The following is a 12,627-nucleotide window of genomic DNA, read 5'->3' as shown; positions in this document are numbered from 1 at the left end:
CTGCGCCCGTCCACCGGCTGCCGCCGTTCGGCCGGCAGCGGCGCCCGCCCACGGCGGCGTCGTGCCGACCCCGGGGATCAGGCCCCGATCCGCTGGCGCAGCTCGTCGAGCCGGGCCGCGACGGAACCGTCGATGACCTCCTCGCCGACCTGCACCTTGAGCCCGCCGATCAGCGTCGGGTCGACGTCCACGGTGAGCTTGAGGTCCTTGCCGTACAGCGTGTTCAGCTGCTGCTGGAGCCGGCGCTGCTGGTCCTCGGTCAGCGGCCGCGACGTGGTCACGTGCGCGAGCCACCGCTGGCGGCGGGCCGCCACCTCCTCCGCGAAGCGCTCCACGAGACGGCCCACCAGGGCGCCGCGCGGCGAGAGCACGGCCTGCTCCACGAGCAGCAGGGCCTCGTCCGAGGCCCCCGGGGTCAGCCGCTGGGCCAGCCTGGTCTTGGCCTCGACGTCGGCGCGCTGGTCGCTGAGGGCGCGCTGCAGCTCGTGCGAGCCGTCCAGCACCCCCTTGAACGCGATCAGCTGGTCGACGACCTGCTCGAGGCCCTCGAGTCCGCCGCGGTTCTCGGCGGACGCCGCGGTAAGGGTCACCCCGGCGTGCTCGAGGGCGTCGGTGAACTCACGGTCGTCGCTCCAGCGCCGGCCGGCGAGGGTCGCGACGATCTCCACCGTGTCCGGGGAGACCTTGTCGGCGAAGATCTGGCGCACGACCTGCTCGCGCCGCGGCCCCTCGTAGGAGGGGTCGACCAGCGCGCGGCGCAGGGCGCCGTTCTCGTCGAGGATGGCGAGCACGGCGAACAGCTCACGGGCGAGCGCGGGGCTGGCGGAGCCGGCCCAGCGCTCGACCTCACGAGCGTTCTGCTGAGTGAATTCGTTCGCTGCGTCTGCCATTACCGCGCCGCACCTGCATTCCGTTCCTGCTCCTGCTCGAGGTCGGCGAGGAAGCGGTCGACCACCCGGTTGGACCGGGCGTCGTCGTCGAGGGACTCGCCCACGATCTTCGCCGCGAGCGTGGTGGCCAGGGCGCCCACCTCGTTGCGCAGGGAGACCACGGCCGCCGAGCGCTCCGCCTCGATGGTGCGGTGGGCGTTCTCGGTGATGCGCGCCGACTCGGCGTTCGCCCGGTCCTTGAAGTCCGCGAGGATCTTCTCGCCCTCGAGGCGGGCCTCCTCGCGGATCTTCTGAGCTTCCAGGCGCGCGCTCTCGAGCTGCTGGTTGTACTCGTCGCGGGCGGCGGCGGCCTCGGCCTGGGCGGCCTTGGCCTTCGCCAGCCCCCCTTCGATGGCCTCGGTGCGCTCACGGTAGACCCGCTCGAACGCCGGCACGACGAACTTGACGACGAGGAAGAGCAGGATCAGGAACCCGATGCCGGTGATCAGCATTTCCCAGACGTTGGGGAAGAGGGGGTTCGCCCCTTCCTCGGCTGCCAGCAACAGTGTCATGTGCGCGATTCCTGTTCTCTCAGAAGGACGTGTACTTGGTCAGGCACTCAGGCGATGAACGCGAGCACGAAGCCCAGAATCGCGAGGGCCTCGACCACGGCGAAGCCGAAGAACAGCATCGGCTGGAGCACGCGCTGCGACTCGGGCTGGCGGGCGACGGACTGCATGTACGCGGCGAAGATCAGACCCACGCCGATGCCACCGCCGATGGCAGCCAGACCGTAACCAATAGCGCTGAGCGAACCAGTCATGAGGGGTGTTTCCTTTCTAGGTGCCCGGGGGCCGGGCGTCGTAGCCGTGTCGGCTCTGAACATTTCGAGGATGGACTGCGGGGTCCGGCCGGGGCCGGGGCTGCTCCGCCGGCGTCAGTGGCCCTCTTGCAGGGCGCCCTGTACGTACACGGCGAAGAGGAGGGTGAAGATGTAGGCCTGGAGGACCTGGATCAGGATCTCCAGGAAGTAGATGAACACGCCGAGCACGGTCGAGCCCAGGGCGACGACGCTGATGGCGCTGGCCTGGGAGAGCAGGTAGCCCGTCATGGACGCCGCGACCATCAGGGCGAGGTGACCGGCGAACATGGTGGCGAACACACGCAGGGCGTGCGTGACCGGGCGGATGATCAGGTTCGAGAGGAACTCGATCGGGATGAGGAAGATGTAGAGCAGCTTCGGGACGTCCGGCGGCATCGTCATCTTGCCCATGAAGCCGCCGAGGCCGTGCCGCTTGATGCCCATGAAGACCCAGGTGACGTAGGCGATGCCGGCCAGGACGTAGGCGGAGCCCGCGTGGGAGAGGGTCGGCAGCTGCAGCACCGGGATGGAGCCGAACAGGTTGTTCACCAGGATGAAGAAGAAGAACGTGAACAGCAGCGGGACGTAGGGGCGGAACTCCTTCTCACCGATGATGTCCCGGCCGAGGTGGTTGCGCACGAAACCGTAGCCGCTCTCCGCGAGGTACTGCGACTTCGACGGGACGAGCGCGTTGCGGCGGATGGCCCACATGAAGAAGCCGGCGATCAGGACGACCGACAGGAGGATCAGCAGCGTCTGCTTGCCGAACTCGAAGGTGCCCAGCGCGAAGAACGGCGGCAGGTGCATCTCGTCGACGGTCGGGGCGGTGAATCCTCCGGTGGCGGGGAGCCTGATGAGGGCGGCGTTCAATGCGGGTCCTTTCTGCAGTGCTCTGGCCGGTGGTCACGGTCGGGGCGCCGAGTCCGGGCCGGACTGGTGCGGGTTGTGTGGATCTCGCCCATCGGAGGTCAGGCTGCGACGAAGCCCCTCCTGCATGTGGAGGTACACGACGTAGATCCCGGAGGCGGCGCCGATGCACGCTCCCAGGACCACGATCCACCGGGTTCCCAGCACGCGATCCGCACCCCACCCTACCAAACTCCAGAACCCCATCCCGATCACCACGTAGAGGAGTGTCGTGAGACCTCCGGAGAGTCCTCCGCCCTCCACGAGCTCCCCCGCGGTGCGCAGTCCGGGGGTCTCCGGGGGCCCGTTCCGCCGTGCCCCGGGGCCGTCGTCCGGGGCTCCCGGCAGGGGCGTCCCGTCGGGGCCGGCCGCGTCGTCGCGGTCATCCGTGCTCATGGTCGTCCTGCCTCCTGTCGTCCTGCTTCCGGTCGTCGGTGCTGCCGGTCGCGCCGGGGCCGCCCGGGCGCTCGGCCTCCGCCCGCCGCCGGGCCGCCGGCACCGGGCCGAGGGCGGCGCGGGTGCCCCGGGCGCCGGCTCGGGCCGCGAGCGCCAGCGAGACGACCAGCGCGGTCAGCACGCCGGCCGCGACCCAGCCCGGTGCGAGCCAGGGCGGCGCGGGCACGGTGAGCAGCACCCAGCCGAGCAGCAGCACCTTCAGCACGTACGTCGCGGCGAGCACCGGGGCGGCGACCGGCCCGTCCGTGCCCGCGGTGGCCCGCGCCACGAGCACGGTGACCAAGTGGCTCGCGGCGACGAGCCCCGCGCCGAGCAGGACGCTGAGCGCGGTCGCGCTCACGGGCGGGTCTCCATCCGGGCGCGGGCGGCCGCCCGGCGCCCGAGCAGTGCGGGCAGCACGAGGTAGAGCGCGAGCACCGCGAGCACGAACGCGCCGGCCAGGGCCGTGGCGGCGGGTCCCGTGCGCAGGCCCACGACCGAGGCGACGCTCACGAGGACGGTCGCGGCCGTGACGACGAGCGCGGAGCCCGTGTGGGACAGGCCCACGTCGGTCAGTCGCTGGTAGACGTGCTGGCGGTGCGGCCGGTACCAGGCCTCCCCCGCGCGGACGCGGCGGAGCAGGGTCACGGAGGTGTCGGCCACGTAGACCGCGAGCGGGGGCAGGAGGTACTCGACGTAGACGCCCGAGAGGAAGGCCGCGACCGCGATGCCGGCCAGCGACCCGCCGAGCAGGTAGGAGCCGACGTCGCCGAGGAACACGGTGCCGCGGCCGAGGTTCCAGGGCAGGAACCCGGCGAAGCCGCCCGCCACGGCCAGGCCGGCGGCGACCATCCACGGCAGGTCGTTGGAGGCGCCGGCCCACGCGTACAGCAGCCCGGCGGCCAGTCCGTGCAGCCCCGAGATGCCGTTGATGCCGTCCATGAAGTTGGCCATGTTCACGTAGGCGGCGATCGCGAGGGTCCCCACGGGCAGCCACCACGCGGAGGTGCCGAGCACCGTGACCAGGACGGCCGTGGCGGCCAGGCCGATGCCCAGCTGGGCGGCCAGGCGCACCCGCACGGACACGCCCCGGTAGTCCTCGGCCCAGCCGAGGGCTGCGAACAGCCCGGTGACGGCCAGGACCACGAGCGCGACGGAGCGGTCGACCTCGATCGCGCCGGTGAGCAGGGCGGAACCGTAGGCGAGGAGCACGGCGACGGCCACGGCCAGGCCCATGCCCCGCACCACGGTGCGGTGGTGGGAGGAGCGCTCGTTGGGGACGTCGAGCACGCCCCACCTGGCGAGCAGCGGCTTGACGACCAGGGGCAGCAGGAGGCTGAGCACGAGGGCCGGGACACCGACCGTGAGCACGAGCTCCCCGAGCCGGCGCAGCTCCTCGGGGTCGGGGGCTGCGCCCGGGTCGGTGAGGTCCAGCCCGGCCGGGAGCAGCACGGCCGGGAACGGGGCCGCGCTCACGACGCCCGTCCCGAGGAGCTGCGCGGACGCTGGACCGACGTGGGCGGCGGCTGCGTGGACGGTCTCACCACGGGGATCGTGCCCGTGTAGACCATGCCGCCGCGCACCTTCCACGTGTGCCGGTCCAGCTGGGCGGGGTCGAGTCGGTCGGCGCGCGCGTGCGAGATCTTGGGGTGGAAGGGCCGCTCGTCCTTCTCGCCGAGGCCGATGAGGTCCTCGTGCAGCTTCTCCCCCGGGCGCAGCCCGGTGATCTCGATCTCGATGTCCTCGCGTCCGCTCATCACGCGCAGCCGCTCGGCGATGTCCATGATCCGCACGGGCTCGCCCATGTCCAGGATCAGCACCTCGCCGCCGCGGGCGATCGCCCCCGCCTGGATCACGAGCTGGCAGGCCTCGGGAATGGTCATGAAGTAGCGGGTGGCCTCCGCGTGCGTCACCGTGATCGGGCCCCCCTGGCGGATCTGCTCGGTGAACAGGGGGAGCATCGAGCCCCGGGAGCCGAAGACGTTGCCGAAGCGCACGGAGACGTACCGGCTCCCGGTGCGGTCCGCCATCCAGGCGGTGAGCTTTTCCGCGACGCGCTTGGAGTGGCCCAGGGCCGTGGTGGGATTGGCGGCCTTGTCCGTCGAGATGTTGACGAAGACCTCGACCTCCGCCTCCTCCGCGGCCTGCAGCACGTTGAGGGTGCCGATGACGTTCGTCTTCCACGCCTCGTCCGGGTACTGCTCGAGCAGGGACACGTGCTTGAGAGCGGCCGCGTGGAAGACCACCTGGGGCCGGCGGTCGCGGAAGATCGCCCCGACGGACTCGGGATCGCGGATGTCGGCGAGGACGGTGTCGCGGCCGTCGAGCAGACCGCGGCCCGTGATGGAGATCTGGGTGCCCTGCAGGGCGGACTCGTCGCGGTCCACCATGATCAGTTCCGCGGGATCGAACCCGACGAGCTGGCGGCACAGCTCGGAGCCGATGGATCCGCCCGCCCCGGTGACCAGGACGCGGCGGCCCTTGACGTAGCCGGCGATCTCCTCGACGTCGATGTCGACGGGGCGGCGGCCGATGAGGTCCTCCATGCTGATGTCCCGGAAGTCCGAGGCCTGGTGCTTGGCGGTGAGCACCTCGCCGAGCGGGGGCATCGTCATGACCCGGATCCCGGTGCCGGCCACGGCGTCCGCGACCCGGTGCATGATGCGGGGGTCCGGGCTGGACATCGCCACGATGAGCACGGAGGCGCGGGTGCGGGCCATGACGTCCCGGATGTCGTGCAGGGTGCCGAGCACGGGCACGGAGGAGATCCGCAGGTGCTTCTTGGCGGGGTCGTCGTCGAGCAGGGCCACGGGCAGGAACTCCGAGTGCGGGTCCTGCATCATGCGCTGGATGAGGAAGGTCCCGAGGTAGCCGGCGCCGTAGATCACGACGTGCTGGGCGGAGGCCCCCGGGCGGGCGGAGGCCTCCTGGTACATCCGCTTGAGGTAGCGGAAGGCGGCCATGAACAGGCACGCGAAGGGGAACGCGATGAGGGCGGTGGAGCGCGGGATGCCGATGCTCGTGCCGACCACCAGGAGCAGGACCTGGACCACGGCCGTGACGATGAGGGTGACCACCACCAGGAGCTTGGCCTCGTCGAAGCTGCCGAAGGAGTACCTCCCCTTGTACAGGGCGAAGGAGAAGCCGACGACGAGCTGGGCGGCGACGGCCACCAGGGACACCAGCAGCAGCCCGGGGGTGCTGATGAACTGGAGGTCCATCTCGTAGCGCAGCACGAGGGCGAGCACGAAGGCCACGACCCAGGCGACGGAGTCCAGCAGCATCTGGATCCACAGCCACGCCACGGGCCGGTCCTGCGGGGCGGCGCGGGGCGGGAACCCCGTGCCGGCGCTCCCGGGGGGCACCGCCGTGCCGGCGGGGCGCTCGGGCTCACCACTCATCGCGTCGTTCCTTTCGTGGTCGGTGCCGGAGCCGGGGGCCGGGCGGGAGGAGGTCCGGTGCGGGTCGGTCAGCGGCGGGGCGCGCCGACCATGGCCCGGTAGGCGAGCTCCCGGAGCCGGGTGGGGACGAACCGGTAGCCGCCGCGCACCACCACGTTGCGCCCCCATTGTAGGAACCCGACGTGGCCGATCCCGCGCAACCGGGCCTGGAGGGCGAGCTCCGCGCGGAGCACGCGCCACCCGCCGCGCCGCTCGTAGGAGCCCGCGGAGACGCGGTAGCCGACCAGCGGCTCGGCCACGTTGCGGACGTCGGCGCCCGCGCGCAGCATCCGCACCCACAGCCAGTAGTCCTCGGCCAGGGGCACGTGCACGTAGCCGCCGGCAGCCCGCACGGCCGAGCGCCGGAACACCACCGTCGGATGGCTCACGGGGTTGCGGCGCCGCGAGACGGACAGGATGTCCCGCTCCCCCACCGGGGAGCGGCGCAGGGCGAGCGGGGTCCGCTCGTCGTCGCCGATCTCGTGCATCGACGAGCCCACGAGGTCGGCCCCGTCCTCGATCACGGGCAGCTGCACCGCGAAGCGGCGGGGGTAGGAGACGTCGTCGGCGTCGGCGCGGGCCACCACGTCGTGCCGGCACCGGTCGAGGCCGGCGTTGAGCGCCGCGGTGAGTCCCTCGTTGCGCTCGAGGTCGACCCGCACCACGGGCACGGGGAGCTCGCGCACGAGGCGGTCCAGCTCGGCCTCCAGCAGCGCGGGGACGGGGCCGTCGCGCACGACGACGAGCTCGGCGGGCCGGCGCTGCTGCTCGACGGTGGCCGACTCGGCCGCCCGGCGGACGCGCTCCGCGGTGTCGGCGCGGTAGACGGGCATGAGCACGGAGAACTCGGCGCCGGGGGGCGGGCTCACGGCGTCACCGCGGTCCGCCGAAGCCGCGGCCGCGCATCCCGCCGGCGTAGCGGCTCGCCCAGGACGCGAGACCGCGCACGTCGCGCCGGCGCAGGTAGTAGAGGGGGTAGCCGACGAGGTCGGCCCCGAGCTGGACGACCCGCTTGTACCGCCACGTGGTCCAGCCCCGGTTGCGGAAGAAGTGCTCGCGCTTGAACGCGGTCCCGGGCACCACGACCTTGAGCCGGCCGGGGACCACGACGTGCTCCTCGTCCCAGCCCGGCGGGTGTGCCACGGCGGTGCGGGTGGTGGTGCCGAAGGGCAGCCCGGAGCGGCGCAGCCGCACGAGGAAGTCGACCTCGTCGCCGCGCAGGAAGAGCTTGAGGTCCGGGAGCCCGACCGTGAAGAAGACGTGCTCGGCCATGAGGGCGCCGTTGAAGAAGGTGGCGTAGCCGGGCAGGAAGCCGAGCGGCTCCAGGTCCGCCCGGGCGTGGGTCATCCGCCCCTCGAGGCGGTAGGAGAAGGCCAGCGCGCCGTGGTCCTGGGGCGCCACGACGAGCGGGGACACGACCGACAGCTCCCGCTGCGCGGCCTCGTCCAGCAGGATCTCGAGGCAGTCGGGGCCCTCGGGACGGGCGTCGTCGTCCATGAGCCACACCCGGTCCGCGCCGGTCGCGAGCGCGGTCAGGATCGCGAGGGAGAACCCGCCGGCCCCGCCCAGGTTCGCAAGGGACCGCACGAGCTCGAGCGCGAACCGACCGCCGATCGCCTCCTCCAGCACGTCCCGCGGCAGCGCCTCGCGCCCCGCGTCGACGAGGCACAGGGAGGCGACGGGCACCGTCTGCTCGCGCAGCGCGGCGACGAGCGCGAGGACGTCCTCGTGCCGGTCCTGGGTCACGCAGGCCACCGCCACCGTGGGGGTGGGCGTGGGGTCGGACGGCATGCGGCTCCTCCAGTGCGGTGACGGGTGCGGGGTCCGGTGCGGTGCGGTGCCGAAGGTGGGCACCGGAACGACCCGAGTCTAGCAAGCGGCGCCCGGGCGGCAGGGCCGGCGGGCCGCGTCGCCCCGCCCCGGCGGTGGGCCGGTCTGTACGATGAGCGCAGGGATCGGGACCCGGACGACGGCGACCGGCAGCGACCGGCAGAGAGGAAGCACCGTGACATCGACGACGTGGGCAGTCCTGGGAGCGACGGGGTTCGTGGGTTCCGCGACCGTGGCCCGGCTGCAGGCGGACGGACAGACGGTGGTCCCGGTCTCCGCGCCGCGGCTGGCGTCCGGGGCGCGCACGGTCCACCACCTGCTCCAGCAGGCCGGCCGGCTCGAGTCCGTCATCGACTACCTCGCCGAGTCCTTCGCCGGGGCCCACGTGGTCGTCAACGCGGCGGGCCTGGCGGCCCCGGACCAGACCCACGAGGAGTCCCTCGTGGGGGCGAACGCGCTGCTGCCCGTGCTCGTGGCCCTCGCGGCGCGCCGCACGAGCGTGCGCCGGATCGTGCACATCAGCTCCGCGGCCGTCCAGGGCGACGTCGACGTTCTCGACGAGACGCCCACGGTCCGGCCGTTCTCCCCCTACTCCTTCTCCAAGGCCCTCGGCGAGAGCGCGCTCCTGAAGCTGCGCCGCGACTGGGCGGCCGAGGACGGGACCCCCACGATCACGGTGCTGCGCGCGACCTCGGTGCAGGGCTCCGGCCGGCGCACCACGGCACGGCTGGCCCGCTTCGCGTCCTCGCCGCTGAGCTCGGTGGCCGGCGACGGCAGCGCGCCCACCCCGGTGACCTCCGTGCACGCCCTGGCCGAGTTCGTCTCCCGGGTCGGGCGCCACCGCGAGGCGCTGCCCCCGGTCGTGCTGCAGCCGTGGGAGGGCGCCACCACCGGCTCCATCCTGCGGGACGCGGGCCGGCGGGAGCCGCGCCACCTCCCCGTGCTGCTGTGCCGGCTCGTGGTCGACGCCGGGTTCGCGGTCTCGGCCCTGGCCGGGAACCGCTGGCACGGGGTCTTCAGAAGGCTCGAGGTGACGTGGTTCGGCCAGCGCCAGGTGCGCGGCTGGGCCGAGGACCACGACGCGGTCCCTGAGCCGCGGATCAGCGAGGTGCTGCGCCAGGCGCACCTGGCCGCCGGCCGGGGCTGAGGCCCCGCCGGGGACGGCGCTCAGGCGCCGCCGTTGCCCCGCGCCACGAGGCGGGCGGCCTCGTCGACCGGCAGGGGCCGCGGCTCCCCCGGTGCCCCGGGGCGCTCGACGCGCGTGCGGTCCTGGTCCACCGCCGGCCGGGTGCCCGCTGCGGAGCGCGCCACGAGCGCCGCGGCCAGGCCCTGCGCCGCCGCGGCCCGCGCCGGGCCGGGCGCCGGGGGCTGCTGCTCCGCGGGCGCGGCGGCGCGGGGGTCCTGCGGGGCGGCCGGCTCCGCGGCGGCCGGCACCGCCTCCGGGTCGGGCTCGCTCACCGCGTGCGATCCCGCGGCCGCCGGGCGCTCGACGGCCGGGTCCGCGGAATCGGCCGCGGGGGTGCTGTCGAGCTCCTCGTCGCCGTCCGCCGGCACCACCGAGGGCACGACGGAGCGCAGCCGGGCGAGGCTCACGGTGCCGTGGCGCACCAGCAGCGGGGTCTCCCCCGTGCAGTCCACGATCGTGGAGGAGACCGGATCCCGGTCGGCGGGGCCGCCGACGGGCCGGGGGCCGCCGTCCAGGTAGAGCTCCACGGAGTCCCCGAGCATGTCGACCGCGTCCTGCGCCGTCGACGCGGCCGGGTGGCCGGTGCGGTTGGCCGAGGACACGGCCAGCGGGCCGCTCTCGATGAGCAGGGCCTGGGCGAGCTCGTCGTCGGGCACACGCAGGGCCACGGTTCCGTGGGTCTCCCCCAGGTCCCAGCCCAGCGACGGGTGGGAGTGGAGGATCAGGGTCAGCCCTCCGGGCCAGAAGGCGTGGGCGAGCGCGCGGGCGTCGTCGGGGACCTCGTCCGCCAGGCCGTCGAGCACCCCGGCGTGGGCGATGAGCACGGGCGGGGGCATGGCCCGCGACCGACCCTTGGCCGCGAGGAGGGTCGCGACGCCCCGGGCGGAGAACGCGTCGGCCCCGATCCCGTAGACGGTGTCGGTGGGCAGGACCACGCACGCGTCGGCCGCGAGCGCGCGCGCGGCGTGCTTGAGCCCGGCGGTGCGCTGGGCGATGCTGCTGCAGTCGTAGACGGTGGAGTTCACGGCGTCCATTCTCCCACTCCGGTCGTGCGCGCGCGGCCGCCGGGGGGCGTCCGGCCGGCCGTGGCCCGGTCCCGGCCCGCCAGGTCCTGGTGGCTCACGACGTCCTCGAGCCCCGCGGCCCGGAACGCGTGCGCCACAGCACCGGCCTGCACCTCGGCGTGCTCCATGACGAAGAACCCCCCGGGGCGCAGCAGCCGCACGGCCGAGGCCAGGGCCGCCCGCGGGAGCTCGAGCCCGTCCTCCCCGCCCCCGTACAGGGCGAGGTCCGGGTCGTGCTCCCGGGCCTCCGGCTCGCGCGGGACCGCGTCCGCCGGGATGTACGGCGGGTTGGAGACCACCACGTCGCAGCGGCCCTCGAGCTCCGGGAAGGCCGTGCGCAGATCGCCCCGGACGAGCTCCGCGCGCGTCCCGCGCAGGTTCTCGGCCGCCCACGCGTGGGCGGTGCCGGACAGCTCCACGGCGTGCACCCGCGCCTGCGGCACCTCGTGGGCCACCGAGGCGGCGATCGCACCGGAGCCGGTGCCCAGGTCCACCACGTGCGGCCGGTGCACGCCCGCGGCCAGCTGGTCGCGCAGCTCGTCGACCACGGCCTGCACCACGGTCTCCGTCTCGGGCCGGGGCACGAACACGCCGGGCCCGACGGCCAGCGTCAGGTAGCGGAAGTGGGCGACGCCCGTGAGGTGCTGCAGCGGGATCCGGCGGGCACGCTCGGCCACCAGGTCCGCGTAGCCCTCGGGCTCGTCCCCGCCGATGATGGCCCGCGCCTCGATCTCCCCCCGGGACAGCCCCGTGAGGTGCCCGGCGAGCAGCAGCGCGTCGGTGCGCGCGGAGTCGATCCCCGCCTCGGCGAGCACCTGCTCCGCCCAGCGCACCGCCTGGCCCAGCGACCTCGTCATCCCGGGACCCGCTCAGTCGTCCTGCTGGCCGATGGCCTCGAGCTGGGCCTGCTCGTCCATCTCGATGGCCGAGCGCACGACCGGCTCCAGGTCCCCCGCCATGACGTGGTCGAGGTTGTAGGCCTTGTACCCGGTGCGGTGGTCGTTGATCCGGTTCTCGGGGAAGTTGTAGGTGCGGATCCGCTCGGACCGGTCCATGGTCCGGACCTGGGAGCGGCGCTGCGCGGCGTTGTCCGCGTCGATCTGCTCCTGCTGGTGGGCCAGGATCCGAGCGCGCAGCACGCGCATCGCGGCCTCCCGGTTCTGCAGCTGCGACTTCTCGTTCTGCATGGCCACCACGATGCCCGTGGGCAGGTGCGTGATGCGGACCGCGGAGTCGGTGGTGTTCACGGACTGCCCGCCGGGGCCCGAGGAGCGGTAGACGTCGATCTTCAGGTCGTTCTGGCTGATCTCGACCTCCTCGGGCTCGTCGACCTCCGGGAAGACGAGCACCGCCGCGGCCGAGGTGTGGATCCGGCCCTGCGACTCGGTGACGGGCACGCGCTGCACGCGGTGCACCCCGCCCTCGTACTTCAGCCGCGCCCACACGCCCTCGGCGGGGTCCGTGGCGTTCGACTTGATCGCCACCTGCACGTCCTTGTAGCCGCCCAGGTCGGAGTCGTTGGTCGAGATGAACTCGGTCTTCCAGCCCCGGGCCTCCGCGTACTTCAGGTACATGCGCAGCAGGTCCCCGGCGAAGAGCGCGGACTCGTCGCCGCCCTCCCCCGCCTTGACCTCGAGGATCACGTTGCGCCCGTCGTCGGGGTCGCGCGGGACGAGCAGCCGGCGCAGCTTCTCCCGGGCGGCCGTGAGCTGCTCCTCGAGCGCCGGGATCTCCTCGGCGAACTCGGGCTCCTCGGCGGCGAGCTCCCGCGCCGCGCCCAGGTCCTCCTCGAGGCGGTGCACCAGGCGGTGCGCCTCGACGATGCCGTTGAGCTCGGCGTAGCGGCGCCCCAGCTTGCGGGCCTTGCCCTGCTCCGCGTGCACGGCGGGGTCGGCGAGCTGCCGCTGCAGCTCGGCGTGCTCGTCGATCAGGGACTGGACGGGATCCGGCATGGGGCGCTCCTTCGGAGGGGGCGGAGAAGGTCTGGCGGTGGTGGGCACGACGACGCCGCCGCGGCCCCGTCCGGTCGAACCGG

14 protein-coding genes are annotated in these 12,627 nt (G+C 73.7%); 1 reads left to right on the top strand and 13 read right to left on the bottom strand.

Features of this window, described 5'->3' with window-relative positions:
• Nucleotides 1-77: 77 nt before the first annotated feature.
• The 10 genes from ACFYE3_RS11095 to ACFYE3_RS11050 all read right to left on the bottom strand — a co-directional run bounded on the left by ACFYE3_RS11095 (nt 78) and on the right by ACFYE3_RS11050 (nt 8,303).
• Entirely contained in the window at nt 78-890 is an 813-nt protein-coding gene (locus ACFYE3_RS11095) for a F0F1 ATP synthase subunit delta (RefSeq protein ID WP_387609018.1), read from the bottom strand.
• Nucleotides 890-1,441 carry a F0F1 ATP synthase subunit B gene (locus ACFYE3_RS11090; RefSeq protein WP_031282934.1) on the bottom strand — a complete coding sequence of 184 codons (552 nt, stop codon included), beginning with the start codon at nt 1,439-1,441 and terminating at the stop codon, nt 890-892. The genes ACFYE3_RS11095 and ACFYE3_RS11090 overlap by 1 nt, the downstream gene beginning before the upstream one ends.
• A 47-nt stretch (nt 1,442-1,488) precedes the next feature.
• The gene (gene atpE / locus ACFYE3_RS11085; RefSeq protein ID WP_017833261.1) at nt 1,489-1,692 is read right to left on the bottom strand and encodes an ATP synthase F0 subunit C; all 204 of its coding nucleotides are present in this window, start codon (nt 1,690-1,692) and stop codon (nt 1,489-1,491) included.
• 114 nt (nt 1,693-1,806) lie between these two features.
• Nucleotides 1,807-2,601 carry a F0F1 ATP synthase subunit A gene (atpB, locus tag ACFYE3_RS11080; RefSeq protein ID WP_368831485.1) on the bottom strand — a complete coding sequence of 265 codons (795 nt, stop codon included), beginning with the start codon at nt 2,599-2,601 and terminating at the stop codon, nt 1,807-1,809.
• A gap of 33 nt (nt 2,602-2,634) precedes the next feature.
• The gene (locus tag ACFYE3_RS11075) at nt 2,635-3,033 is read right to left on the bottom strand and encodes an AtpZ/AtpI family protein (RefSeq protein ID WP_387609015.1); all 399 of its coding nucleotides are present in this window, start codon (nt 3,031-3,033) and stop codon (nt 2,635-2,637) included.
• Nucleotides 3,020-3,433 (bottom strand): hypothetical protein, encoded by a 414-nt coding sequence (locus ACFYE3_RS11070; protein WP_387609012.1) that lies wholly within the window; start codon nt 3,431-3,433, stop codon nt 3,020-3,022. Before ACFYE3_RS11070 ends, ACFYE3_RS11075 begins: the two co-directional genes overlap by 14 nt.
• Complete coding sequence (locus tag ACFYE3_RS11065) at nt 3,430-4,548, bottom strand: MraY family glycosyltransferase (RefSeq protein ID WP_387609010.1); 1,119 nt, start codon at nt 4,546-4,548, stop codon at nt 3,430-3,432. Before ACFYE3_RS11065 ends, ACFYE3_RS11070 begins: the two co-directional genes overlap by 4 nt.
• The gene (locus ACFYE3_RS11060) at nt 4,545-6,473 is read right to left on the bottom strand and encodes a polysaccharide biosynthesis protein (RefSeq protein WP_387609008.1); all 1,929 of its coding nucleotides are present in this window, start codon (nt 6,471-6,473) and stop codon (nt 4,545-4,547) included. The genes ACFYE3_RS11065 and ACFYE3_RS11060 overlap by 4 nt, the downstream gene beginning before the upstream one ends.
• Before the next feature lie 68 nt (nt 6,474-6,541).
• Nucleotides 6,542-7,381: a glycosyltransferase gene (locus tag ACFYE3_RS11055; RefSeq protein ID WP_387609006.1), complete on the bottom strand. Its 840-nt coding sequence runs from the start codon at nt 7,379-7,381 to the stop codon at nt 6,542-6,544.
• A 4-nt stretch (nt 7,382-7,385) separates the two neighbouring features.
• Nucleotides 7,386-8,303 carry a glycosyltransferase gene (locus ACFYE3_RS11050; protein WP_387609004.1) on the bottom strand — a complete coding sequence of 306 codons (918 nt, stop codon included), beginning with the start codon at nt 8,301-8,303 and terminating at the stop codon, nt 7,386-7,388.
• A 214-nt stretch (nt 8,304-8,517) separates the two neighbouring features.
• Here ACFYE3_RS11050 and ACFYE3_RS11045 point away from each other — a divergent pair, with 214 nt between their 5' ends.
• Complete coding sequence (locus tag ACFYE3_RS11045) at nt 8,518-9,489, top strand: NAD-dependent epimerase/dehydratase family protein (protein WP_387609001.1); 972 nt, start codon at nt 8,518-8,520, stop codon at nt 9,487-9,489.
• Nucleotides 9,490-9,509: 20 nt separating this feature from the next.
• Here ACFYE3_RS11045 and ACFYE3_RS11040 read toward each other — a convergent pair whose 3' ends face one another.
• The 3 genes from ACFYE3_RS11040 to prfA are packed head-to-tail and all read right to left on the bottom strand — an operon-like array spanning nt 9,510 to nt 12,544.
• Nucleotides 9,510-10,553, bottom strand: a complete 1,044-nt coding sequence (locus ACFYE3_RS11040; RefSeq protein ID WP_387608998.1) for an L-threonylcarbamoyladenylate synthase — start codon at nt 10,551-10,553, stop codon at nt 9,510-9,512.
• The gene (prmC, locus tag ACFYE3_RS11035; protein WP_387608996.1) at nt 10,550-11,449 is read right to left on the bottom strand and encodes a peptide chain release factor N(5)-glutamine methyltransferase; all 900 of its coding nucleotides are present in this window, start codon (nt 11,447-11,449) and stop codon (nt 10,550-10,552) included. Before prmC ends, ACFYE3_RS11040 begins: the two co-directional genes overlap by 4 nt.
• 12 nt (nt 11,450-11,461) lie before the next feature.
• A complete protein-coding gene (prfA, locus tag ACFYE3_RS11030) occupies nt 11,462-12,544 on the bottom strand; it encodes a peptide chain release factor 1 (RefSeq protein WP_387608994.1) in 1,083 nt (360 codons plus the stop codon).
• Nucleotides 12,545-12,627: the final 83 nt, after the last annotated feature.

The sequence above is a fragment of the Kocuria arenosa genome, assembly GCF_042879215.1.
GTDB classification, from domain to species: Bacteria; Actinomycetota; Actinomycetes; order Actinomycetales; family Micrococcaceae; genus Kocuria; species Kocuria arenosa.
The sequence above is the reverse complement of the archived record's forward strand: the minus strand, read 5'-3'. Positions and strand labels throughout refer to the sequence as shown.

Bases quoted from the DNA above. Each gene is read 5' to 3' on its own strand.
- ACFYE3_RS11060 (WP_387609008.1), bottom strand. From the start codon at position 6,473: ATGAGTGGTGAGCCCGAGCGCCCCGCCGGCACGGCGGTGCCCCCCGGG.
- atpE (WP_017833261.1), bottom strand. From the start codon at position 1,692: ATGACTGGTTCGCTCAGCGCTATTGGTTACGGTCTGGCTGCCATCGGC.
- ACFYE3_RS11095 (WP_387609018.1), bottom strand. From the start codon at position 890: ATGGCAGACGCAGCGAACGAATTCACTCAGCAGAACGCTCGTGAGGTC.
- ACFYE3_RS11050 (WP_387609004.1), bottom strand. From the start codon at position 8,303: ATGCCGTCCGACCCCACGCCCACCCCCACGGTGGCGGTGGCCTGCGTG.
- prfA (WP_387608994.1), bottom strand. From the start codon at position 12,544: ATGCCGGATCCCGTCCAGTCCCTGATCGACGAGCACGCCGAGCTGCAG.
- ACFYE3_RS11090 (WP_031282934.1), bottom strand. From the start codon at position 1,441: ATGACACTGTTGCTGGCAGCCGAGGAAGGGGCGAACCCCCTCTTCCCC.
- ACFYE3_RS11075 (WP_387609015.1), bottom strand. From the start codon at position 3,033: ATGAGCACGGATGACCGCGACGACGCGGCCGGCCCCGACGGGACGCCC.
- prmC (WP_387608996.1), bottom strand. From the start codon at position 11,449: ATGACGAGGTCGCTGGGCCAGGCGGTGCGCTGGGCGGAGCAGGTGCTC.